This window comes from Hymenobacter sp. BRD67, from assembly GCF_013256425.1.
Taxonomy (GTDB): Bacteria; Bacteroidota; Bacteroidia; order Cytophagales; family Hymenobacteraceae; genus Hymenobacter.
Map to the genome: position 1 here is coordinate 2,459,387 of NZ_CP053904.1, position 24,065 is coordinate 2,483,451.

The window sequence follows — 24,065 nt, forward strand, 5'->3', positions numbered from 1 at the left end:
AAAGCATACTTTTGAGAATTTCTTACCGACCACTACTCCATCGTTAGCACTAAGTCGTCGGCCTGTACGCGGGTGCCCGCGCCGAGCGAAACCGTACTCACGGTGAGGTCAGCGGGGGCGGTGATGGTGGTTTCCATCTTCATGGCCTCAATCACGAACAGCGGCGTGTTTTTGGCTACCTGCTGGCCGGGCTGCACCAGCACCTTGCTCAACATGCCTTGCAGGGGCGCGGCAATCTGCCGGGGGTTGGCGCGGTCGGCCTTGGCGTTGTGCACAGTTTTAACCTCTACGTGCTGGTCGCGCACTTCCAGGTTGCGGGTCTGGCCATTGAGAGCGAAGAACACGGTGCGCATGCCTTCGGCGTTGACCGGGCCGATGGATTGCAGGCGAATGATAATCGACTTGCCCCGCGCAATCTCAATAATGGTTTCCTCGCCTTCTTTCAGCCCGAAAAAGAATACCGGCGTCTGGATGCGGCTCACGTCGCCGTATTGCTGCCGGAACTCCCAGTATTCAGCAAATACTTTGGGGTAGAGCAGGCTCGATAACAGGTCAGTGAACTGCGCATTGGGGTGCGTTTTCTCAAACTCGGCCCACTCCTTGTCGAAGTCGATGGGCGCCAGGTGCTCGTTGGGGCGGTCGGTGAATGGCTGTTCGTCCTTGAGCACGGCTTTTTGCACGTCGGCGGGCCAGCCGCCCAGCGGCTGGCCGATGTCGCCGCGCAGTAGCTCGCGCACCGACTCCGGGAAGCTCAGGCTCGGGCCGCGGCTGATGACGTCTTCGGGCGTGAGCTTGTTGGAAACCATGAACAAGGCCAGGTCGCCCACCACTTTCGACGAGGGCGTAACCTTCGGAATGTCGCCCAGCAGCTGGTTGGCGTCGGCAAAGCGCTGCTTCACTTCCTCGAATTTGTCGAGCAAGCCCAGCGCGGCCGCCTGGGGCCGCAGGTTGGAGTACTGCCCGCCCGGAATCTCGTGCTCGTACACCTCGGCGGTGCTGGCCAGCAGGCCGCTCTCGAAGGGGTAATACTGCTCGCGCAGGGCTTCCCAATAATCGCTGAACTCGTTGAGACTGTGCTGGTCGAACTCGCGGTGGCGCGGCGAGTGGCGCAGCATCTCGACCGCCGAGTTGAAGTTGGGCTGCGAGGTGAGGCCCGAGAGGCCGCCCAGCGCCACGTCAATCACGTTGACGCCCGCCTCCACGGCCTTGAGGTAGGTGGCGGCTTGCAGGCCGCTGGTGTCGTGGGTGTGCAGGTGAATGGGCAGCTTCACAGTTGCGCGCAGCGCCGGAATCAGCTCCTGGGCCGCGTAAGGCTTGAGCAGGCCCGCCATGTCCTTGATGCACAGGATGTGCGCGCCGGCATCTTCGAGCTGCTTGGCCAGGGTCAGGTAATACTGAAGGTTGTACTTGGGCCGGCTGGGGTCCAGAATATCACCGGTGTAGCAGATACTGCCTTCGGCCAGGCCGGTGGTTTGCTTACGCACGAAACCGATGCAGGCTTCCATGCCCTTCATCCAGTTCAGCGAGTCGAAAATGCGGAAGATTTCGACGCCTTTCGCGCCGGCCTCGGCCACAAAGCGCTCGGTCAGGTTGTCCGGATAGGCCTTGTAGCCCACCCCGTTGGCCCCCCGAATCAGCATCTGGAGCAGGATATTCGGCACGGCCTCGCGCAGGCGGGTCAGGCGGGCCCAGGGGTCTTCGTGCAGAAAGCGCAGCGCCACGTCGAATGTTGCGCCGCCCCACACCTCCAGCGAGAACGTCTGCGGGTGCCGGCGGGCGTAGCGGTCGGCCACCTTCAGCATATCGATGGTGCGCATGCGCGTGGCCAGCAGGCTCTGGTGCGCGTCGCGCAGGGTCGTATCGGTGTAGTGGATGAGCGGCTCCTGGCGCAGCCACTCGCCGAATTTCTCGGGCCCCAGCTCCTGCAATTTCTGACGGGTGCCAGGCGCGGGCGCCTGGTGCAGGTCGGCCTGGGGCAGCGGCACCTTGCGCACCTGGCGGCGCTCATCCACGCGGCCGGCCACGTCGGGGTTGCCATTTACCACTACCTCGCCGATGTAGTGCAGCAGGCGCGTAGCGCGGTCGAGGCGGGTCTTGAATTGCAGCAGCTCGGGGTGGTCCTTGATAAAATCGACGGTCGCGTGCCCAGCCTGAAACTCGGGGTTACGCACGATATTCTGCAAAAACTGCATATTTGTCTTCACCCCGCGCACCCGAAACTCATCGAGTGTACGCAGCATCTTTTGGGCCGCGCCGGCCAGGGTGGGCGCGTGGGCCGACACCTTTACCAGCAGCGAGTCGAAAAACGGCGAGATGATAGCTCCCTGATAAACAGACCCCTGGTCGAGCCGGATGCCGAAGCCGCCCGCCGAGCGGTAGGCCAGGATGGTGCCGTAGTCGGGCTTGAAGTCGTTGGTAGCATCCTCGGTCGTGATGCGGCACTGCACCGCCACGCCCACGCGCGGCACTGCCACATCGGGTCCCAGGCCAATTTCGGGCGCTTGGAGCGGGTAGCCCGAGGCGATGTAAAGCTGAGTTTTCACGATGTCCACGCCCGTTATCATCTCGGTCACGGTGTGCTCGACCTGAATGCGGGGGTTGACTTCGATAAAATAGATGCGGTCCAGCTCGGGGTTCACCAGAAACTCCACGGTGCCCACGTTGTCGTAGCCCACGGCCTTGCCGATTTTCAGCGCATATTCGTAGAGCCGACTGCGCAGCGACTCGGTTAAATCGACGGCCGGCGCCACCTCCACTACCTTCTGGAAGCGCCGCTGCACCGAGCAGTCGCGCTCGTAGAGGTGCGTGAGGTGCCCGTGCTGGTCGCCCACCAGCTGCACTTCAATGTGCTTGGGCCGCTCCACGAATTTCTCCAGGAAAACCGTATCGTCGCCAAAGGCATTCTGGGCCTCGTTGCGGGCCTCGAAAAAGCCCTTGCGCATCTGCTCATCGTCGCGAATGACGCGCATGCCGCGCCCGCCGCCGCCGCTGGCCGCCTTCAGCATCACCGGGTAGCCGATGCGGTGCGCCTCGGCCAGCGCCACGTCCGCGTCAACCAGGTCAGCCTCGCTGCTTTCGATGAGCGGCACCTCGCACTTGAGGGCAACCTCCTTGGCGGCTACCTTGTCGCCGAGCGCCTCCATCACCTCGGGGCGCGGGCCCACGAACGTAATGCCTTCCTCGCGGCAACGCCGGGCCAGGTCGGCGTTCTCACTCAGAAAGCCGTAGCCGGGGTGAATGGCGTTGACGCCGTTCTCCTTAGCCAGGGTGATAATGCCTTCAATGTCCAGGTACGGGCGCAGCGGCTCGTCGTCGCGACCAATCTGGTAGGCTTCGTCGGCCTTGTAGCGGTGCAGCGAGTTGCGGTCCTCGTACGTATAGAGGGCCACGGTGGCAATGCCCAGCTCAGAGGCAGCGCGGAACACGCGGATGGCTATTTCGCCGCGGTTGGCAACGAGCAGCTTCGTGATTTTCATACGGGTTTTGTAGAGATGGCAGCAGTGTAGCGGCTAAGCTACGCTCCGGGTTACAGCCATCCTACCTGGCCCCTACTCCGCTGCCGCGCCGCTGGCCCAGGGCAGCCGCGCGCGCGCTTGTTGCAGCCGCGCTCCCAGCTCTGGTAAGCCGGGCTGGTGCACGCTGCCTAAATGACTGGTTGCAAATTCCTTATGTGGCACATAGGTGCCCGCATCCACCGCCTGCCCCACCTGCTTGTAGGCATCCCGAAACGGCACGCCGCGCTGAATAAGCTGGTTAATGTTCTCAACCGAAAAGATGGCGTCGTACTTCGGCTGATTTATTACGCCCGGCACCACCTCCAGCACCGGCACGGCAAATAATAAAATATCCAGAATATCGGCAAACTGCGTCATGGGCCGGAACAGGATTTCCTTTACTAGCTGGAAATCGCGGTGGTAGCCGCTGGGCAGGTTATTAATGGTGAGAATGATATCGTTCGGCAGCGCTTGCAGGCGGTTGCAGTGCGCCCGCACCAGCTCAAACACGTCGGGGTTTTTCTTGTGCGGCATAATGCTGGAGCCCGTCGTGAATTCCTTGGGCAGCTTCACGAAGCCCAAATCCTGGCTGTTATACAGCACCAGGTCGTAGGCCAGCTTGCTGAGCGTACCGGCCACGCCCGCGATGGCGAAAGCAAGCGTTTTTTCGGTTTTGCCGCGCAGCATCTGCGCGCCCACCGCGCTGATGGCCAGGTTGCTAAATCCCATTTCGCGCGTCGTCTGCTCGCGGTCGATGCCGAAGCTGCTGCCGAAGCCCGCGCCCGAGCCCAGCGGGTTGTGGTCGGCCACGGTATGCGCGGCCTCCAACAAGCTCATATCGAGCAGCAAATGCTCGGCATAAGCGCCAAACCAGAGCCCGAAGCTGCTGGGCATGGCCGCCTGAAAATGCGTGTAGCCGGGCAGCAGGTCGTGCTGGTATTTTTCGCCTTGCCGAATTAGTAAATCGACTAATTCCAGAATTTTTGCGCCGATTTTTTCGGTATAATCCTTAATAAATAATTGAATGGCCGTCAGCACCTGGTCGTTGCGCGAGCGGGCCGTGTGAATTTTCTTGCCCGCATCGCCAAATTTATCGGTCAAATAATATTCAATTTTCGAATGCACGTCCTCGAATTCTGGCTCGATAACGAACGTACCCGCTTCGACCTGCGCCCGCAGCTCGGCCAGCCCGGCAAGCAGCTGGGTTTCTTCCGCTTTGGAAATCAAGCCGATGCTGGCCAGCATTTTCGCCTGCGCCTGGGAGGCCAGCAGGTCGAAGGGCGCCAGGTACATGTCCAGTTCGCGGTCCTGCCCCACCGTGAAGCGCTCAATTTTGTCGTTTACCGAAAAGCCTTTTTCCCAGATTTTCATAGCGCGAAGTCTCGCAAGGTTAAATGAGGTTACGCAGGGTTTGGAACACAGTCAAACAAGGGTTAAAATCAGGCTTGGCGCAGCGCGACCTATTTTAACCTTGCGAAACCTTGCGCTTAAAATGTGAAGTCAGTCAGCAATTTAATATACTCCGCAATCCCATCGCGAATTTCGCTGAGTAAAATATACTCGTCCGGCGCGTGTGAGCGGGCGCTATCGCCCGGTCCCATTTTCAGGGTATCGAATCGCATCATTGCCTGGTCGGAAAGCGTGGGCGAGCCATACGTGGTTTTGCCCATCGCCACGGCTTTGCGCACAATCGGGTGCGTCAGCAGGATTCCCGACGACTGCAAGTGGGTAGAGCGCGGCGTGATTTCAGCCCGCACGTGGGCCCGCACGGTATCCAGAATTTCTTCGTTCGAATAATATTCAATAGTTCTAATGTCTACCACGTAGCGGCATTCGTCGGGCACTACATTGTGCTGCGTACCGGCCGAAATTTGGGTCACGGTCATTTTCACCGGCCCCAGTAGTTCCGACACTTTTGGGAACTGGTAATTGCACAGCCAGTTAATATCATCCAGCGCCTTATACAGCGCGTTTTCGCCCTCGTTGCGGGCGGCGTGGCCGGTGCGGCCCCGCGCCACGCCATCGAGCACGAGCAGGCCCTTTTCGGCCACGGCGGCGTTCATGCCGGTAGGCTCGCCCACGATGCCGAAGTCAATTTTTCCTAATTCCGGCAAAATACTTTTAATGCCGTTGGCGCCCGAAATTTCCTCTTCGGCCGTAATGGCGCAGATTAAATTAAACGCCGTGGGCCGGTTGTAGAAATAGCGAAAGGTAGCCAGCAGGCTGACGACCGACGCCCCGGCATCATTGCTGCCAAGGCCAATTAATTTATCGCCTTCCCGCGTCGCGCCGAAGGGCGGGTACGTCCAGCCCGCGCCCGGCTTCACCGTGTCGTGGTGCGAGTTGAGTAAAATAGTGGGTTTCTGCGGGTCGAAATTCGGCTGCGCGGCCCACACGTTATTGCCCCGTCGCTGCGTTGGAATATCGTATCGGGTCAGGAATTCCTCCAGAATAGCGGCCGTACCCGATTCCTCGCGCGAAAACGACTGCGTTTTAATTAATTGAATTAACAGCGCAATCGCGTCGTCGCCAAGCTGCTCAATTACTTCAGACACAGCACCGTATGTAGTGAATTTCCAATATTAAGCGCGTGACCGACAATTACTCGGCTTACCCCCTGGTGCAGCGCCGCGAAGGAATTTTCCAGTTTCGGCAGCATCCCGTCGGCAATAATGCCCTGCTTTTTCAGCTCGTCGTATTTCACCAAATTAATTTCCAAAATTACTGATTGGTCATCGTTTACGTCATGTAGTACGCCGTTTTTCTCGAAGCAATAGTGCAGCGTTACCGAATAAAATTCGGCCAGCGCTACGGCTACAGCCGAAGCAATGGTATCGGCGTTAGTATTTAATAGTTGCCCCTGGCCGTCGTGAATAATCGGACACAGTACCGGCGTAATACCAGCAGCAATTACTTGCTGCAACAGCCCGGCATTGACGCTGGCCGGCGTCAAGTCGCCTACAAAGCCGTAGTCGATATCCTTAACTGGCCGCTTAACACCTTGAATAATATTGCCGTCGGCGCCGCTCAAACCCAGCGCGTTCACGCCCAGGTGCTGCAATTCGGCTACCACCTGCTTGTTGGTTTTGCCGGCATAAAACATGACCACGATATCGAGCGTGGCGGCATCCGTGACGCGGCGGCCGTTGATGAGCTGCGGCGTGAGGCCCAGCTCGCGTAGCATGGTGCTGGCTCCTTTGCCGCCACCGTGCACCAGAATTTTAGGGCCGCCACCCTGGGCCAGCAAGCCCAGGAATTTAGCCAGGGCGTCGGCATCATCAATAATACCTCCGCCAATTTTATAAATAGTTATCTCTGTTTTGTTCATAATTACTTAATCGCCGCCCCGGCCCCGCCAACAAAAAAAACTACCCAGCCTATTGCGGACAAAAGTAGGAACTTTTACCTTTGCGGCTCCATTATGGCCCCTGGTTTGCTGGCTCACTCGCTAGCCCACGGCTGCTTTCCTGCAATGACTTCCTTGGCTCGCACCAATTCTCTGCTTTCTAACGCGGCCCACCCGGGCTCGGGAAGCGTGCGTACGCTAGTTTGCGCGTTGCTGCGACGACCCTAGCCGGCTTCAACTGCCGGGTGCTGGCTGCGAGCCAGCTTTGCTGAGCCACCGATAACGAGCTCGGCCACTTACCGATAGATTTCGGGTTTTCTGCCGCACAACTCGCGAGGGCGAGGGCCGGTAAACTACGTTTCTTTCCTAAGTCTTTCCTTCTAAATAAATGACAATACGGGTTGCGACGGCAGCAGACACGCAGTATGCGGAGTTGCTGTGTCAATGGTACATCGAATCGGCCAAGCTGCGGGGCACGGGCATCGCGAAGCGCGACCCGGAGTACGTGAAAGCTAAAATGGTGCAGGGCAACGCCGTTATCGCGTTTGTCGAGGACGAGCTAGCCGGCTTCTGCTACATCGAAACCTTCGAGAGCGGCAAGTTCGTGGCCAACTCGGGCCTCGTAGTGAACACCGAGCTGCGCAAGCACGGCCTGGGCCGCGCCATCAAGCGCGAGGTATTCCGGCTATCGCGCAGCAAATATCCGGATGCCAAGATATTCGGCATCACGACCAGCCTGGCCGTGATGAAAATCAACAGCGACCTGGGCTATAAGCCGGTGACGTTCTCGGAGCTGACGACCAGCGAGGATTTCTGGAAAGGCTGCAAGAGCTGCAAAAACTTCGGTATCCTGACCGAGAACGAGCGCAAAATGTGCCTCTGCACGGGCATGGTCTTCGACGATGTCACGGCCCCGCTGCCCGCTTCGGAAACCGAGACGGAAACCCCTTCTTCGACTTCTACTCTTTCTGAATAATGAAAAAAAAGGCAATTGTAGCGTACAGCGGCGGCCTCGATACGTCGTACTGCGTGGTGAACCTCTCGCGGGAGCACGACCTGGAAATCCATACCGTTATCGTGAACTCGGGCGGCTTTTCGGCCGAAGAATTGGCATCCATTGAGAAGCGTGCCTACGAGCTGGGCTCGGTGAAGCATGAGGTGATTGATATTACCGAGCGCTACTACCACGACTGCCTGCGCTACCTGTTGTTTGGCAACGTGCTGAAGAACGACACGTACCCGCTGAGCGTAAGCGCCGAGCGCATGTTTCAGGCGCTGGCCATTGCCGAATATGCCAAGCGCGAAAACGCTGAATATATCGTGCACGGCAGCACCGGCGCCGGCAACGACCAGGTGCGCTTCGACGTGGCCTTCGCGGTGATTGCGCCGGACGTGGAAATTATTACGCCCATCCGCGACCAGAAGCTTTCGCGCCAGCAGGAAATCCAGTACCTACAGGACCAGGGCTTCGAGATGAGCTGGGAAAAGGCCAAATACTCCATCAACCGGGGCATCTGGGGCACCAGCGTGGGCGGCGTCGAAACGCTGACCTCGCGCCAGGCCCTGCCCGAGAGCGCCTACCCTACCCAGCTTTCCCAGACCAAGCCCAGCCAGCTGGAAATCACTTTCGAAAAAGGCGAGCCGGTGGCGCTGAACGGCCAGCGCATGGATGCCGTGTCGCTCATTCAGCAGGTAAACGACATCGCCGGCGCCTACGCCATCGGCCGCGATACACACGTGGGCGATACTATCCTGGGTATCAAGGGCCGCGTGGGCTTCGAGGCGCCGGCGGCGCTGCTACTCATCAAGGCGCACCACCTGCTGGAAAAGCACACGCTCTCGCGCTGGCAGCAATTGCACAAGGAGCCAGTGGCGACCTGGTACGGCACGCTGCTGCACGAGGCGCAGTATCTCGACCCGGTGATGCGGGACTTTGAGGCCTTCTTATTATCGTCGCAGGAGCGGGTAACGGGCACGGTATTCGTGGAGCTGCGACCTTACCACTTTGAGCTGCTGGGCATTGAGTCGAAGTATGATATGATGCAGTCGAAGGTAGCGACTTATGGCGAGGAGAACAATGCCTGGGATTCGCGCGACGCGCGCGGGTTCATTAAGATTTTCGGGAATCAGCTGAAGATTCACGCTTCGCTGCAGGACTAGCCTGACGTGGCGCCTCACCCCTAGCCCCTCTCCGAAAAGGAGAGGGGGACTAGTTTTAGTCTTAGTTTTTAGCTTTAGTTTTTGCGTTTGCGCTACCTCGGCTCCCCCTCTCCTTTTCGGAGATGGGGCCGGGGGTGAGGCGCCACAGCAGCTCAATGAATAAATCTATCACTGCCGGCATCGTGGGCGGCGCGGGCTACACAGCCGGCGAGCTGCTGCGCCTGCTACTGCACCACCCGCACGCCGAAATCGGCGCGGTCGTCAGCTCGACGCAGGCCGGGCAGCCGCTGCACTCGGTGCACGACGACCTGCTGGGTGATACCGACCTCACCTTCGCCAGCGAGCTGCGCGGCGATGAAGACGTGGTTTTCCTATGCCTCGGCCACGGCCACTCGCGCAAGTGGCTGCTCGAAGCCAACCTACCCGCTAGCACCAAAGTCATTGACCTGAGCAATGATTTTCGCCTGGCGGCCGACAGTGACGTAGCCGGCCGGCACTTTGTGTACGGCCTGCCGGAACTGAACCGGGAGCAAATCCGCACGGCCGACAGCATTGCCAATCCGGGCTGCTTCGCCTCGGCCATTCAGTTGGCGCTGCTGCCGCTGGCGGCGGCCGGGCAACTGCACGATGCGGTGCATATTTCGGCCATTACGGGCAGCACCGGCGCGGGCCGGGGCCTCGTCGAAACGACGGGCTACACCTGGCGCACCGGCAACATTTCGACCTATAAAACATTCACGCACCAGCACTTGGGCGAAATTGGCGAAACGCTGGTGGACTTGCAGCCGAGCTTTGACAAGCCGGTGCGATTTATCCCCTACCGGGGCAATTTCACGCGGGGCATATTCGCGTCGGTTTATACTACCTGCGAACTTTTAATACCAGAGGTACAAGAGTTGTACGCCGACTACTACCGCGATGCGCCATTCACGATAGTATCAGAGAAGGAAATTCACCTCAAGCAAGTGGTGAACACCAACAAATGCCTGTTGCACGTGACCAAGCACGACGACCAGGTGCTCATTACCTCCGCGCTGGACAATCTGCTGAAAGGCGCGTCGGGGCAGGCTATTCAGAACATGAATCTGCTGTTTGGCCTGAAGGAAACGGCGGGGTTGAAAAGTAAGGCTTCGTTTTTTTAACCTACCGTGTGAAGAAGTAGCAACCTTAGCATCATATTAATTGAGGTGGTTTTGCCTCAGTCGATAATACAAGACGATGAAAACCTATGTCGCTGCTGCTTTACTGCTTCTCTGCTTTTTCACAAGGGCTTATTCACAGCCGAAGCAGTGTTATTCTTACGATTACTTAAAAGCCGAAAAAGCAATATGGACTTACCTGCTGCGAAAAGACAATTTCGAAATTTTTTCAGATGATTTGTCTGGTCGCGAGGTATTCAATGACAAGCAAGAGCTATATCGCAAAGGCACAGTTATTCCAATTCCCGTTCTACGCTTCGAACCCAGCAGCATAGCAAATGGCGAAAACTTGCAGCTCAACAGTCTTTTTACAACTGACCATTCGCATTTCATTGCCTTTTTAATGAATCGAAAAGAGTTGGCAAATATTATCGTATCCTCTCCACAGTACCCTAACTCTAAGCGCATCGAGAGTATGGGAGCAACTGACCCAGAGACAGCAACTATAGTCTACGACCTTTTTAAAAACAAGAAAATTTGCTTTTTCTATGATGCCCTGCGTTTCCGTTACGCATACTTTGAGAATAATAATTACATCTACTACGATATAGAAAAAAGGGCGATGATTACACTAAGTGCGAGCGACTACGTAGCCGATTATAAAAGATATTTTAACCTCAAATAATCTAGCTAACAAACCATGAACCTCTTCGACGTTTATCCGCTCGTAAACATCACGCCGGTGCGGGCGCTCGGCGCGACGCTTTGGGACGAGAACGGCCAGCAGTATCTGGATTTTTACGGCGGCCACGCCGTGATTTCCATCGGCCATAGCCACCCGCACTACGTACAGCGCGTGCAGGAGCAGGTGGCCAAAATCGGCTTCTACTCCAACTCGGTGAAAATCCCAATTCAGCAGGAGCTGGCCGCGAAGCTGGGCAACTTGTCGGGCTACCCCGACTACACGCTGTTTTTGTGCAACTCGGGGCCGAGGCCAATGAGAATGCGCTGAAACTGGCGTCGTTTCACACCGGCAAAAACCACGTCATTGCGTTCAAAGGCGCGTTTCACGGCCGCACCTCGGGCGCGGTAGCCGCCACCGACAACCCCAAAATCGTGGCGCCCTTCAACGCGGGCCACGGCGTGAGCTTCGTACCCTACGACCTCGCGGCCGTGGCGCAGGTGATGCAGGCGCAGCCAGTGTGCGCCTGCATTATCGAGCCGATTCAGGGCGTGGGCGGCGTGGTGCTGCCGACCGACGAGTTTTTGCAGGGACTGTCGGCGCTGTGCGCACAGCACGGCGTGGTGCTGATTGCCGACGAGGTGCAGAGCGGCTACGGCCGCAGCGGCGAGTTTTTTGCGCACCAGCATGCGGGCATTCAGCCGGGCATCATCACCACGGCTAAGGGCATGGGCAACGGCTTCCCCATTGGCGGCGTGCTGATTTCGCCGGAGTTTAAGGCGTCGTATGGCTTGCTGGGCACCACGTTTGGCGGCAACCATCTGGCTTGCGCGGCGGGCCTGGCGGTGCTCGAAGTATTAGAGCAGGAAAACCTGGTGGCGCACGCGGCCGAGCTGGGCGCATACATCATGCAGGAGCTGCGCACCCACAGCCAGGCCACGGTAGTGCGCGGGCGCGGGCTGATGATAGGCGTGAAGTACGACTTCCCCATCAAAGAAATCCGCGATAAGCTGCTATTCGAGCATCACATCTTCGTAGGCAACGCCAGCGACCCGAACGTGCTGCGCTTATTGCCGCCGCTGAACATCACCAAGGCCGAAGCTGACCTATTTTTGCAGGCGCTTTACGCACTGGAATCGGCTAAGGTGCCGGTTGATACCACAGTAGTAGAGCAGGATTAAGACCCATCTATCATGCTGAGCTTGCGAAGCATCTTACTGCGCCAGAACAAGTTGTTCGAGCCTTAGGTAAGATATTTCGCAAGCTCAACGTGTGCAAAAGCCTTTGTGAATTAATCAATTAGCGACCAACGGAGCACTCCTCCACTTTACACATAACTCAACAAGCGTGGAAAATACGAAGCCGGTAAAACTGGTATTAGCCGATGGCACTGAGCTGGAGGGCAAGTCGTTTGGGGCCTACACGGCGTCGGCAGGCGAGGTTGTGTTCAGCACGGCCATGACGGGCTACCCCGAAAACTTAACAGACCCCTCCTTCCGGGCCAGATTCTGGTGCTGACCTACCCGATGGTGGGCAACTACGGCGTGCCGATGGAGCAGATTGAGCAGGATATTTCGAGCGCCCTCGAATCGAGCCAGGTGCATATTTCGGGCCTCGTAGTATCCTATTATTCGGAAGAATACAACCACTGGAACGCCTCGCAAAGCCTGAGCGCGTGGCTGGCCGCCCACAATATTCCCGGCATCTACGATGTGGATACCCGGATGCTCACCAAGAAGCTGCGCGAAGAAGGCGCTATGCTCGGCAAAATCGTGACACCCGACCACGACGTGCCGCTGCACGACCCCAACGAGGACAACCTCGTGGCCCAGGTGAGCGTGGATGGCGTGAAGCGCTACGGCAGCGGTAAGCACAAAATCGTGCTGGTCGATTGCGGCGTGAAAAACAACATCATCCGCTGCCTGCTGGAGCGCGACGTGGAGCTAACCCGCGTGCCCTGGGACTACGATTTTAACCAGCTAGACTACGATGGCCTGTTCCTGAGCAATGGCCCCGGCGACCCCACGATGTGCGAGAAAACCATAGCCCACCTGCGCACCGCGCTGGCCGGCGACAAGCCAATTTTCGGCATCTGCCTGGGCATTCAGCTCATGGGCCTGGCCTGCGGCGGCAGCACCTACAAGCTGAAATACGGCCACCGCAGCCACAACCAGCCCGTGCGCCAGCTCGGCACCAACAAGTGCTACGTAACCTCGCAAAACCACGGTTTTGCGGTGGATATGAAGAACTTGCCCGCCGACTGGGAAGGCTTGTTTGAGAACCTGAACGACGGCACCTGCGAGGGTATCCGCCACAAAACCAAGCCGTTCTTCGCGGTGCAGTTTCACCCCGAAGCCGCCGGCGGGCCGGTAGATACGGAGTATCTGTTTGACGACTTTTTGGCTTCGGTTGAGAAGTACAAGGAGGCTCAGCCAGCAGAATAGACAGAAGCAAAAATCAACGTCATTCTGAGCGCAACGAAGTATCTCTAACGCATTGTCGAAAAGCGTAATGACAGCACATGAGAATCCTGCAATTAGCCGCATAATCGACTACGAGGTAGTTGAGCAGCATTTCGGTTATTGGCCAGATTTTCATGACGCAGAAATAACTAAGGTAACTTTTGAATCTCACCCTACTGGGCGTTACTCAGTTACCTTAGTTATTGCTGCTTTCGAAATGACGAATAAGCTTGATAAACAAGGCTATTACAAGTTAATCAAGCACTGCAACGTCGAGCTTCAATTCATCGGTATTCAAGAGCTAAAGTTCAACGGCTTCGACCACCAAAATGTCATTTTTGATTTAGCGTTTAAAGAGAGCGATAGCTATATCAAATGCACCTTAGACTCGTCCAATGGATTAGAATCTTTTGTGGTAGTTGCTGAAGAGGTGTTTGTTTTGAGCTTAGTGCCAACCGAACCCATTCCTAGGGAGCCCCTTATTGACACTAGTTCAGTGGACATGTTGGATGCCAAAAACATATTCATCGCAAGCGAGCACTTGCTACGCAATTTCGATTGGTCTGATTGGATTTATGTCGGCTTGAATCATGAACAAGCTAGTGAATACAAAGCAGATATGGTAGCAGAATACGCTAACAGTCTCTTTGATGAAACAGAGGTTTATCTTGTCATAGGTCGCCACGATTCACACTTAACGACATTGAGCGAAGCACTAGGACAAGTGAGCACTCTTCTGAAAAGCATGGAAGTGCTTATATGCAACAAAGAATTTTCTAAGGCCATGCGCTTTAGAATGGTTGGTGTCATGTCTTATGGACAGAAACGCAATTAATTTTCACATTCGCTTCCTTCTCACTTAGAAGGCTTTAAGCAACCAATGAAAGACATCAAGAAAGTACTGGTTCTCGGCTCGGGCGCTCTGAAAATCGGCGAGGCGGGCGAATTTGATTATTCCGGTTCGCAGGCGCTGAAGGCGCTGAAGGAAGAAGGCATTACGACCATCCTGATTAATCCCAATATTGCCACCGTGCAGACGTCGGACAATATTGCCGACGATGTATACTTTCTGCCCGTCACGCCGTATTTCGTCGAGGAGGTAATTAAGAAGGAAAAACCCGACGGCATTCTGGTGGCGTTTGGGGGCAAACGGCGCTGAACTGCGCGGTGCAGCTCTACCGGAATAATATTTTCGAGAAGTACAACGTGCGCGTGCTCGGCACGCCGGTGCAGTCGATTATCGACACCGAGGATCGGGATATTTTCATTGACAAGCTCAATGAAATCGACGTCAAAACGGCCCGTAGTCGGGCCGTTACCACGATGGACGACGCCATCGCGGCGGGCCTGGAAATCGGCTTTCCGCTGATTATTCGGGCGGCGTTTGCGCTGGGTGGCCTGGGCAGCGGCTTTGCCGATAACGAGGACGAGCTGCGGGCACTGGCCGAGCGGGCGTTTGCGACTTCGAGCCAGATTCTGGTGGAAGAATCGCTGAAGGGCTGGAAGGAAGTGGAGTACGAAGTGGTGCGCGACTGCTATGATAACTGCATCACAGTCTGCAACATGGAGAACTTCGACCCCATCGGCATCCACACCGGGGAGAGCATCGTGGTGGCCCCGTCGCAGACGCTCAGCAACCGCGAGTACCACAAGCTGCGCCAGATTGGCATCAAGACTATTCGGCACCTGGGCATCGTGGGCGAGTGCAACATTCAGTACGCGCTCGACCCGGTTTCGGAAGATTACCGCGTGATTGAGGTGAACGCGCGTTTATCGCGCTCGTCGGCGCTGGCCTCAAAAGCCACGGGCTACCCGCTGGCTTTTGTGGCGGCTAAGCTGGCGCTGGGCTACGGGCTGTTTGAGGTGAAAAACAGCGTGACGCAGACGACTTCGGCGCTGTTTGAGCCGGCGCTCGACTACGTGGTGGTGAAGCTGCCGCGCTGGGACCTGGGCAAGTTTGACGGCGTGACCCGGCAGATTGGTTCCAGCATGAAGAGCGTGGGTGAAGTGATGGCCATCGGCCGCTCGTTTGAGGAAGCCATTCAGAAGGGCCTGCGGATGCTGGACACCGGCCGCCGCGGCTTCGTGGCCAACCGGCCCGAGGCGCCCGTGACCAATGCTCAGGTAGACAAGCTGCTGAGCGACCCGAATGAGGAGCGTATTTTCGCTATCAACCAGGCGTTTGAGCTAGGCTACACGGTGCAGCAAATCCATGATTTGACAAAAATCGACCTGTGGTTTTTGCAGCGCCTGAGCACCATTTTTGAAATGGGCCAGCGCCTCCTACCCCTCGGCGATGGCACCGCGCCCGAGAAGGCGCTACTGGCCGAAGCCAAGAAGCTGGGCTTCTCGGACATGCAGCTGGCCGCCAAATTCTACGGCGAAAATAACTTGCGCACCAGTGAGCTGCGCGTACGCAAGCGCCGCAAGGAACTGGGTATTTTGCCGGTGGTGAAGCAGATTGACACCCTGGCGGCGGAGTTTCCGGCCAAGACCAACTACCTCTACCTCACCTACCACGGCACCGAAAACGATTTGGCACCCGAAACTGAGAAGTCGGTAGCTGTGCTGGGCTCGGGCGTGTACCGCATCGGCAGCAGCGTGGAGTTTGACTGGTGCGGCGTGAACGCCATCCAGACCGCCGCCGCCGAGGGCTACAAGACCATCGTTATCAACTACAACCCCGAAACCGTTTCGACCGACTACGACGTGAGCGACCGGTTGTATTTCGAGGAACTGTCGTTTGAGCGGGTGATGGATATCCTGGATTTTGAGCAGCCGGGCGGGGTCATTCTCTCCACGGGCGGCCAGATTCCGAACAACCTCGCCATGCGCCTGCACCAGGAAAACGTGCCGGTGCTGGGCACCTCGCCCGAGCGCATCGACGAGGCCGAAAACCGCCACAAGTTCTCGTCGATTATGGACGAGCTGGGCATTTCGCAGCCGCGCTGGAGCGAGCTTTCGACGCTGGAAGGCGTGTTTGACTTCGTGGGTAAGGTCGGTTTCCCGGTGCTCATCCGGCCGAGCTACGTGCTGTCGGGCGCGGCCATGAACGTGGTTTCCAACAACTACGAGCTGGAAACTTTCCTGAAGCTTGCCAAGGAAGTGAGCACCGAATACCCGTAGTGGTGTCGGAGTTCATCGAGGAAGCCAAGGAAATCGAGCTGGACGCGGTAGCCGACCACGGCGAAATCGTGAGCTACGCCATCTCGGAGCACGTCGAGTTTGCAGGCGTGCACTCGGGCGACGCCACCATGTACTACCCGCCCAGAAGGTGTACGTGGAGACGGTGCGTCGCCTCAAGGCCATTGCCGAGAAAATCGCCAAGCGCTACGAAATCAGCGGGCCATTCAACATCCAGTTTCTGGGTAAAAACAACGACCTGAAGGTAATTGAGTGTAATATCCGCGCCTCGCGCAGCTTCCCTTTCGTGTCGAAAGTATCAGGCAATAACCTGATTACCAAGGCTACGAAAATACTACTTGGCGTGCCCGTAGACCGCGACGCCAGCGAGCTGGTCTACGATGCCAACTTTGTGGGCGTCAAGGCTTCGCAGTTCTCCTTCACCCGCCTGGCCGGCGCCGACCCGGTGCTGACCGTGGATATGTCCTCGACCGGCGAGGTCGGCTGCCTGGGCGATACCGCCGACGAGGCCCTGCTCAAGTCGATGCTGTCGGTAGGCTACCGCATCCCGCAAAAGTCGGTGCTGATTTCGGGCGGTCCCATCAATTCGAAAGTGACGCTGCTACCCGTGGCGCAGTTGCTGGCCGAGCGCGGCTTCACGCTCTACGCCACGGAGGGCACGCATAAATTCTTCGCCGACATGGGGCTAGCCTCCACCCTCGTTCACTGGCCCGACAGCCAGCAGCAGCCCAACGTGCTCGACTACCTGCGGAACAAGGAAATCGAAATGGTCATCAACATCCCCAAAAACCTCACGAAAGGCGAGTTGGATAATGACTACAAGATTCGCCGCACGGCCGTCGATTTCAGCATTCCGCTGCTGACGAATGCACGGCTGGCGAGCGCGTTTATCACCGCGTTCTGCGAGCTGGAAATGAGCGACTTGAAGATTAAGAGCTGGAACGAGTATAAGGGTCAGTAGTAGTAGACAATGAATTGACTACCGGCAAGCCCGGAATTCGCAAAATGCGAACTCCGGGCTTATCTTTGGTGTATCCGCTATGAAAGTTCACCTTATAAAACACCAGACAGTGGAAGATTACGCGGCTCACCACGCTCGCATTCGCTCCTTTGCCTTGTGGCTAACGGCAGTAAAATATGCAGAGTGGAACACGTCAGCAGACATCCAGCAAACCTTTGGCTCGGCCGACTTACTGGGCAACGGCAGCAGCCGCGTCGTGTTCGACATCGGCGGCAACCACCACCGGCTTATTGCCCGCTACGTATTTGGCAAGCAGCAAGTCCACCTGTTTGTATGCTGGGTAGGTACCCACGCCGAGTACGATAAGCTTTGCGCCAAAGGTGAGCAGTACACCGTCAATCTATACTAAGCTCCGCCATGAAAATCCTGCCCTACACCCTTATCAAAACCGAGCAACAGTACCAACACTACTGCCGCGAACTGGAGGCCCTGCTCACCGAAGCCCCCACGGCCGCCGCGCAAGATGAGATAGACTTGCTCACGCTTCTCATCGAAACATGGGACGAAGCGCATTCCCACGTGCCGGCCGCCGACCCCATCGACCTGCTCCGTTCGCTCATGGCCGGGCAGCAATTGCAGGCTAAGGACCTGGCCAGCATCCTGGAAATCGGGCGGGGCACAGTTTCCGACCTGCTGAACCGCCGTCGGGTATGTCGAAAGCAGTTATTCGGCGCTTAGCCAGTTACTTCCATGTATCGCAGGAAGCCTTCAATCGGCCCTACGAATTAGCGGTAACTGCCAAGCCGCTGCCTCGCAACGCAAAAGTTGTGCATCAGCGGCAGCAACCAGAAGCTATAGCTGCCTAGCTACCTAGCTGTTAAACTCGCCGCACGGCCGTCGATTTCAGCATCCCGCTGCTGACGAATGCGCGGCTGGCAAGCGCGTTTATCACCGCGTTCTGCGAGCTGGAAATGAGCGACTTGAAGATTGAGAGCTGGAACGAGTATAAGGGTCAGTAGTTTTTAGCTACTTTATTTCTAACTGAGTGGAACTATTACCTATTCAGCAAGAAAGTATTTTTCGGATAGACTTTAATTACCTAAAGAATCGGCTGGCTCCCCCTCTCGGTTGAGGAGAGGGGGCCGGCCCCAAAGGGGTCTCGTGAGGCGCCCACCAGAACGATTAGGTAAGGAACTTGCCTGACGCAGCACTAGGCTAGCGGGTGGCAAGGTGCGGGGCTGGTTGGCTTCGCACTCTGTTTTTTAGCGGGTTACACTAGGCGGCGCAATGGCCGCAAATCCAGCGAGAAGCCGGGCAAGGCGGGCTCGGCGCTGAGCGACTGTTCGAAGCTGCTGATTTCTTCGGGCTCCTGGCCGGCGCGGTAGAGGGTGGCGGTTTCGGTGCTGGGGTCGAGTAGGAAGCCGACTTGCACGCCGTTGGCCAGGTAGATTTCCATTTTGTGGCGCAGGGGGCTAGCCCATCGGAGGGCGAGCGGACTTCGACCACGAAGGTGGGGCACACGGGCGGAAAGCGCAGACGCTGAGCTTCGGGCAGAGCGTCGTAGGTGGCGCGGGGTACCCACGAGGCATCGGGCGAGCGCACCGAGCCATCGGGCATAGTGAAGCCGGCCGATGACTCAAAAGCGTAGCCGAGTTGGTGCTGGCGGTTCCAGAACCACAATTGGCCATATACTTCACCTGATTTGTGGCTGGATTCGGAACCGGCGGGGGGCATAAAGATGATTTCGTGGTCGGCGTTGCGCTCCAGGCGCAGGGTGGGGTTGTGCTGGCAGAGGTCGAAGAATTCTTCGTCCGTGAGCCGGGTTAGCTGCGGGCCGTGGATTGTTACCACATTATCGAGGTCGGCAAACGTCATGGCTAAAGAATTGGCAAGCGGGTTAGCCAAATATACGGTCGGGGGCTTGGGTACGGCCTTATCTTCGCCGCTCCTTAAAAGTATGCGAGGGCCTTTGGCGGATAGTGCCGCTTTGGCGCTTTGCTTCGCGGACTATAAAGTCCGCGCTACTTCTCATGAAAAACTTCCTCTCCTTCGCCGATGCGGGCGACTATAAAGCGCTGCTTAATCAAGCCCTCGAAATAAAGATAAATCCCTTTGGCTACCAGCACGTTGGCAAGAACAAGACCGTAGGCTTGATATTCTTCAACCCCAGCCTGCGCACTCGCCTCAGCAGCCTGAAGGCCGCCTACAACCTGGGCGCGCAAGCCTGGGTGCTGAACGCCGGGGCCGACTCCTGGACGCTGGAGATGGCCGACGGCGCCGTAATGAACGGCTCGACGCAGGAGCATATCAAGGATGCTATTGCCGTGATGAGCCAGTATTGCGACGTGCTGGGCGTGCGCACTTTCCCGACGCTGAAGGATAAGGAAGCCGACTACAGCGAGGAGGTGATGAGCAGGATTCTGCAGTACGCCACGGTGCCGGTTATCAGTCTGGAAAGCGCCACGCTGCACCCCTTGCAGTCGTTTGCCGACTTAATTACCGTGGCCGAGACCAAGAAAAAAGAGCGGGTGAAAGTGGTGCTGACCTGGGCCCCACACGTGCGGGCCCTGCCCCAGTGCGTGCCCAACTCGTTCTGCGACTGGTTTTCGGAAATCGACTGGGTGGATTTTGTGATTACTCACCCGCACGGCTACGAGCTGGACCCGAAGTTCACGAAGGGCGCCACAATCGAGTACGACCAGCGCAAGGCCCTGGCGGGCGCCGACTACGTGCAGGCCAAAAACTGGAGCAGCTACCACGACTACGGGCAGGTGCTCAGCAACGACCCGAGTTGGATGCTCACGCCGGAGCACATGGGCCTGACCACCGACGCGAAATTCCTGCACTGCCTACCCGTGCGCCGCAACGTGGAAGTTTCGGATGCCGTGCTCGACGCGCCGGGCTCGCTCATCATCCAGGAAGCGGGCAACCGGACATTCTCCATGCAGACGGTGCTGCACGAGCTGCTGAAGTAAGGTTGCAGAGCGGCGTGGCACTCCGGCTTCATACATAAAATATATATTTAAAATACTATATTTAAAACAGATTAGCTCTCCGCTTTCCCTTCGTTTTGGACGCTACTATCACCATTCGCCCCATTGCGCCGGGCGACGACGCGGCGCTGGCCCGCATTATTCGGGATACGCTCACGGAATTTGGCGCCGCTAAGCCGGGCTCCGTATTTTATGACCCTTCTACCGACCACTTGCACGCGCTCTTTCAGCACGCGCAGAGCGCCTATTTCGTGGCTGAGGCGGACGGCGTGGTGCTGGGCGGCGCAGGCATCTACCCTACCGACAACCTGCCCGCCGACACCACCGAGCTGGTTAAATTATACCTGCTGCCCCAGGCGCGCGGCCGGGGCTGGGCAGGCAGCTGCTGGAAAAATGCCTGGCCGAAGCCCGCGCCCGCGGCTACGGCCGGGTGTACCTGGAATCGTTCGAGGAGATGACCCAGGCCCTGCCGCTATACGAAAAGCTGGGCTTTCACTATCTGCCGCAGCCAATGGGCAACAGCGGCCACTTCAGCTGCCAGATTTGGATGATTCGGGAATTGTAGCAACTACTCTATGAAGCAGTTTTAGGAAGTGGAGTTGGGCGGCATCGCTGGCGGGCTGCCGGCTTCAGCCCCGACTTTCTAAACAGCTTCTATAAATAGTCATGCCGCAGGCAGCGACGCATGGCTGCTTTCTTTGCGTTAAGTCTACCTCCTGCCAGCTCCATGCCCTCCCTCCTGCCCTTCCTATTCGCGGTGGTGATGGGCATGGGCCACGCTTTCGAGCCCGACCACCTGCTGGCGGTCAGCACCCTCGTGGCGCGCCACGACCAGCTGCGGGGAGCCCTCAAAAACGGCTTGTTCTGGGGACTGGGGCACACCACCATGCTCGCCATTTTCGGCGGACTGCTGATTTTTGGGCGGGCTACGTTTTTGCAGTCGGGCTACTTCGAAGCCATGGTGGGCCTGATGCTGATTGGCCTGGGCATCAGCCGGCTGGTGGATAAAAACTCGTATCAGCCGGGGCCGGTGCTGCGGCAGCGGCCGGGCTTTGCCTACTCCGTGGGGCTGGTGCATGGGCTGGCCGGGAGCGGGGCGCTGGTGCTGCTGGCCCTGAACGCCATCCCTGGGCCGGCCGGGGCCATTGCCTATATCCTGCTGTTTGGGCTGGGCTCGGTGCTGGGAATGCTGGTGGCCGTCAGCCTGATGCGCATTCCGTTCACGCCCCGCATGCGGCTGGGCCGGCGGCTGCGGGCGGGCGCGGTGGTGCTGTCGTCGGTGCTCAGTGTAGGGTACGGCGGCTGGATGGTCTGGACGCACGTGTGACGGCTGTAGCGTGGACTCTGCGAGTCCGCGCGTTGGCGGGCAAATCCACGTAGGCCTGCCCGCCCGTGCTGTAGCGTGGACTCTGCGAGTCCGCGCGTTGCGCCGTTCGCACATCACCTCACGCGCGGACTCGCAGAGTCCACGCTACATCCTACATTCGCAACTAAACCTCTCTGCCTATGCACCTCGCTCCCAAAGACCTTGATAAGCTGGTACTGCACCAGGCCGGGGTAGTGGCCCAGAAGCGCTACGCCCGCGGCCTGCGCCTCAACTACCCCGAGGCCGCCGCCCTGCTCGCCACTCAGCTGCTGGAGTTTATCCGCGACGGCGAATCGGTGGCGACGCTCATGGACAAGGGCAAGCAGCTGCTCGGCTTCAACGATGTGCTGGAGGGCGTAGCCGACCTGCTGCCCGAGGTGCAGGTAGAAGGCACCTTCCCCGATGGCACCAAACTCGTGACCGTGCACCAGCCCATTTGCCGCGAGCACGGCGCGCCCGAGCTGGCGCTCTACGGCAGTGGCCTCCGCCGCACGGTTCCGGCCGCCGCGCAGGTACCCGCCGCCGTGCCGGGCGAGTATCTGCTGGCCGAGGGCGACATACTCCTGAACGAAAACCGCCCCGTTATCGAGCTGGAGGTGCTGAACCGGGGCGACCGGCCGGTGCAGGTGGGCTCGCACTACCCCTTCTTCGAAACCAACGCGGGGCTGGACTTCGACCGGGCGGCGGCATTTGGCTTCCGGCTCAATATCCCGGCTGGCACGGCGGTGCGCTTCGAGCCGGGCGAGCGCAAGCGCGTGCAGCTGGTAGCGCTGGCCGGCGAGCGCCGCGTGTACGGCGGCAATGGCTGGATTGATGGCCCGCTCGATGAGGCCGGCAAGCAGCAGGCGCTAGGGAAGCTGGGGTAATTGAAGCTTCTGTTTTCAATTTATTCCTTATGAAAGTTCTTGCATCAACAATCGCACTTTGTATCGCTACTACAGCTGCATTTGGCCAAAGAGTCTTGTCTACTAATCCTTTGTCAGTAGAAGATTATAAAACTATCGAAAAACTCACCTTAGAAATCACGCGCCTTAATTTGGAGAATGAGCCGCATGGGTTCAGTAAGAAAATTCAGAAGCTAGGTGGGGATGAGCGCTTTGTAATATTTACTCTCTCTGACAACATAATCAAATATTACAAAACAGGTAATCCCAAAATAGGTGGGAAGCAGTTTATCTACAGCTGTAAGTTTAATAATCCTTCTGCCATTGCAGGTTTAATTCCTTTTTTGGCAAAAAAGAAAAGTGCATTTATCACGAAAAAATATTGGAACTCCAATAAGGTAAGGATAGAGGATACAGCAGGTTTCTACGAGCTGGACATCTTATTTTATGACAACAAAATCAAGCAGATAACTTACACAACGCACCCTGACTAATATAGAAGCTGTTTAGGAAGTAGGCGAGCGACCAATTCTGCGCAGCAGTAGCACGGTAAAGGCCAGCCAGTGAAACGCCAGCCAGGTATGCAGGCAGGTTTCAAAGCGCACGAGTAGCGTTTTGAAGCCGTCGAGCCAGGCGTTGAGTTGCTCAATAACCTGTCGGCGGCGGTAGAGTTCGGGGTCAAACAGGGTATCATCGTCGATTTGCCAGTCGGCCGAACGCCGGTTGCGCGGGATGTTGACCTCAATATCGCGGTGGGCACAGGCCTGGCGTAAGCTGTTGACATCAAAGGCTTTGTCGGCGTTCAGAAACAAGCCTTGCAGGCACAGGTCCGCCTGCTCCAACGTTTGGCAAAGCTCGCCAAAGACGGCTTCCAGCTCAAACGTATCGTGGTGCTGCCCGGCCTGAGGCGTGGCCAGGGCCAGCGGCTGGCCCTGGTTGTCGGCCAGGAACAGGGCGTTGGTGGTGCGCGCCGCTTTGCGGCCCTGGTAGCCCACGGCCACCCCGCCGTTCTTGGCCGGTGTGTGGCTGCCGTCGAGTTGCACGCTGGAGAGGTCGAGCAAGCGGCGGTGTAGGCGCAAGAGCGTCAGCCACAGCTTTTTCCAGGCCCCTTGTTTGCTCCAGGTGTGGAAATGATAGTACACCCCCTGCCAACTCAGGGGCTCGCCGCTGAACAGGGCGGCCACCGGCAGCCAGCGCCATTGACAACCGGTTTTGAGTTTGTAGAGAATGGCGCCCACCACCTCGGCCGCAGCCACGCGCCGCCGCCGGCCCTGGCTGGGAAAGGGTAAATAGGGCAGTAGCCAGGTCACGATGATATCTTTGGAGAGGACTTCCACGGGCAGGCGTAAGAAACTTGGTTGGGTCGCACCCCAAATTTCTCTCTGCCGTGGGAGTCTTTTTTGTTTCCAGCCTACTTCCTAAACAGCTTCATAA

General features: G+C 57.6%; 19 protein-coding genes and 4 pseudogenes. 17 read left to right on the forward strand and 6 right to left on the reverse strand.

Annotation, left to right across the window (positions count from 1 at the left end; translation table 11 throughout):
- Positions 1 to 32 precede the first annotated feature (32 nt).
- From GKZ67_RS11480 to argB, 4 genes are all read right to left on the reverse strand, one after another.
- The gene (locus GKZ67_RS11480) at positions 33 to 3,476 is read right to left on the reverse strand and encodes a pyruvate carboxylase (RefSeq protein WP_173242452.1); all 3,444 of its coding nucleotides are present in this window, start codon (positions 3,474 to 3,476) and stop codon (positions 33 to 35) included.
- Between the two features lie 72 nt (positions 3,477 to 3,548).
- Positions 3,549 to 4,865, reverse strand: coding sequence for an argininosuccinate lyase (argH, locus tag GKZ67_RS11485; protein ID WP_173242454.1), 1,317 nt, complete (start codon positions 4,863 to 4,865; stop codon positions 3,549 to 3,551).
- Positions 4,866 to 4,981: 116 nt separating this feature from the next.
- Positions 4,982 to 6,049 (reverse strand): M20 family metallo-hydrolase, encoded by a 1,068-nt coding sequence (locus tag GKZ67_RS11490; protein WP_173242456.1) that lies wholly within the window; start codon positions 6,047 to 6,049, stop codon positions 4,982 to 4,984.
- The gene (gene argB / locus GKZ67_RS11495; protein ID WP_173242458.1) at positions 6,037 to 6,822 is read right to left on the reverse strand and encodes an acetylglutamate kinase; all 786 of its coding nucleotides are present in this window, start codon (positions 6,820 to 6,822) and stop codon (positions 6,037 to 6,039) included. Before argB ends, GKZ67_RS11490 begins: the two co-directional genes overlap by 13 nt.
- Before the next feature lie 406 nt (positions 6,823 to 7,228).
- Here argB and GKZ67_RS11500 point away from each other — a divergent pair, with 406 nt between their 5' ends.
- The 12 genes and pseudogenes from GKZ67_RS11500 to GKZ67_RS11550 all read left to right on the forward strand — a co-directional run bounded on the left by GKZ67_RS11500 (position 7,229) and on the right by GKZ67_RS11550 (position 18,126).
- The gene (locus tag GKZ67_RS11500) at positions 7,229 to 7,816 is read left to right on the forward strand and encodes a GNAT family N-acetyltransferase (RefSeq protein WP_217278581.1); all 588 of its coding nucleotides are present in this window, start codon (positions 7,229 to 7,231) and stop codon (positions 7,814 to 7,816) included.
- Positions 7,816 to 9,000 carry an argininosuccinate synthase gene (gene argG, locus GKZ67_RS11505; RefSeq protein ID WP_173242459.1) on the forward strand — a complete coding sequence of 395 codons (1,185 nt, stop codon included), beginning with the start codon at positions 7,816 to 7,818 and terminating at the stop codon, positions 8,998 to 9,000. Before GKZ67_RS11500 ends, argG begins: the two co-directional genes overlap by 1 nt.
- 155 nt (positions 9,001 to 9,155) lie before the next feature.
- Complete coding sequence (gene argC, locus GKZ67_RS11510; protein ID WP_173242461.1) at positions 9,156 to 10,142, forward strand: N-acetyl-gamma-glutamyl-phosphate reductase; 987 nt, start codon at positions 9,156 to 9,158, stop codon at positions 10,140 to 10,142.
- A 76-nt stretch (positions 10,143 to 10,218) separates the two neighbouring features.
- A complete protein-coding gene (locus GKZ67_RS11515; RefSeq protein WP_173242463.1) occupies positions 10,219 to 10,824 on the forward strand; it encodes a hypothetical protein in 606 nt (201 codons plus the stop codon).
- A 15-nt stretch (positions 10,825 to 10,839) separates the two neighbouring features.
- Positions 10,840 to 12,002: pseudogene (locus GKZ67_RS11520) on the forward strand (aspartate aminotransferase family protein).
- A gap of 166 nt (positions 12,003 to 12,168) precedes the next feature.
- Positions 12,169 to 13,265, forward strand: a pseudogene (carA, locus tag GKZ67_RS11525) (glutamine-hydrolyzing carbamoyl-phosphate synthase small subunit).
- Positions 13,266 to 13,332: 67 nt separating this feature from the next.
- Positions 13,333 to 14,118 carry an Imm50 family immunity protein gene (locus tag GKZ67_RS11530; protein WP_173242465.1) on the forward strand — a complete coding sequence of 262 codons (786 nt, stop codon included), beginning with the start codon at positions 13,333 to 13,335 and terminating at the stop codon, positions 14,116 to 14,118.
- Positions 14,119 to 14,163: 45 nt separating this feature from the next.
- Complete coding sequence (locus tag GKZ67_RS11535) at positions 14,164 to 14,442, forward strand: hypothetical protein (protein ID WP_173242467.1); 279 nt, start codon at positions 14,164 to 14,166, stop codon at positions 14,440 to 14,442.
- An 8-nt stretch (positions 14,443 to 14,450) separates the two neighbouring features.
- Positions 14,451 to 16,409, forward strand: a complete 1,959-nt coding sequence (gene carB, locus GKZ67_RS22640) for a carbamoyl-phosphate synthase large subunit (RefSeq protein ID WP_217278582.1) — start codon at positions 14,451 to 14,453, stop codon at positions 16,407 to 16,409.
- Positions 16,410 to 16,557: 148 nt separating this feature from the next.
- A complete protein-coding gene (locus GKZ67_RS22645; protein WP_217278583.1) occupies positions 16,558 to 17,388 on the forward strand; it encodes an ATP-grasp domain-containing protein in 831 nt (276 codons plus the stop codon).
- A 79-nt stretch (positions 17,389 to 17,467) separates the two neighbouring features.
- Positions 17,468 to 17,797 (forward strand): type II toxin-antitoxin system HigB family toxin, encoded by a 330-nt coding sequence (locus GKZ67_RS11545; RefSeq protein ID WP_173242469.1) that lies wholly within the window; start codon positions 17,468 to 17,470, stop codon positions 17,795 to 17,797.
- Between the two features lie 8 nt (positions 17,798 to 17,805).
- Positions 17,806 to 18,126, forward strand: coding sequence for a type II toxin-antitoxin system HigA family antitoxin (locus GKZ67_RS11550; RefSeq protein WP_173242471.1), 321 nt, complete (start codon positions 17,806 to 17,808; stop codon positions 18,124 to 18,126).
- A gap of 532 nt (positions 18,127 to 18,658) precedes the next feature.
- On the opposite strand, the pseudogene GKZ67_RS11555 reads toward GKZ67_RS11550, so the two are convergent.
- A pseudogene (locus GKZ67_RS11555) lies at positions 18,659 to 19,263 on the reverse strand (Uma2 family endonuclease).
- Positions 19,264 to 19,418: 155 nt separating this feature from the next.
- Between GKZ67_RS11555 and GKZ67_RS11560 the strand changes: the two are divergent.
- From GKZ67_RS11560 to GKZ67_RS11580, 5 genes and pseudogenes are all read left to right on the forward strand, one after another.
- Entirely contained in the window at positions 19,419 to 20,363 is a 945-nt protein-coding gene (locus tag GKZ67_RS11560; RefSeq protein ID WP_173242473.1) for an acetylornithine carbamoyltransferase, read from the forward strand.
- Positions 20,364 to 20,632: 269 nt separating this feature from the next.
- Positions 20,633 to 20,946 (forward strand): annotated as a pseudogene (locus GKZ67_RS11565) (GNAT family N-acetyltransferase).
- 162 nt (positions 20,947 to 21,108) lie between these two features.
- Positions 21,109 to 21,708, forward strand: coding sequence for an urease accessory protein (locus tag GKZ67_RS11570; protein WP_173242475.1), 600 nt, complete (start codon positions 21,109 to 21,111; stop codon positions 21,706 to 21,708).
- 179 nt (positions 21,709 to 21,887) lie between these two features.
- Positions 21,888 to 22,613 (forward strand): urease subunit beta, encoded by a 726-nt coding sequence (locus GKZ67_RS11575; protein ID WP_173242484.1) that lies wholly within the window; start codon positions 21,888 to 21,890, stop codon positions 22,611 to 22,613.
- 29 nt (positions 22,614 to 22,642) lie between these two features.
- Positions 22,643 to 23,125 carry a hypothetical protein gene (locus tag GKZ67_RS11580; protein ID WP_173242486.1) on the forward strand — a complete coding sequence of 161 codons (483 nt, stop codon included), beginning with the start codon at positions 22,643 to 22,645 and terminating at the stop codon, positions 23,123 to 23,125.
- A 12-nt stretch (positions 23,126 to 23,137) separates the two neighbouring features.
- On the opposite strand, the gene GKZ67_RS11585 is transcribed toward GKZ67_RS11580, so the two are convergent.
- A complete protein-coding gene (locus GKZ67_RS11585) occupies positions 23,138 to 23,968 on the reverse strand; it encodes an IS5 family transposase (protein WP_410505015.1) in 831 nt (276 codons plus the stop codon).
- Positions 23,969 to 24,065 lie beyond the last annotated feature (97 nt).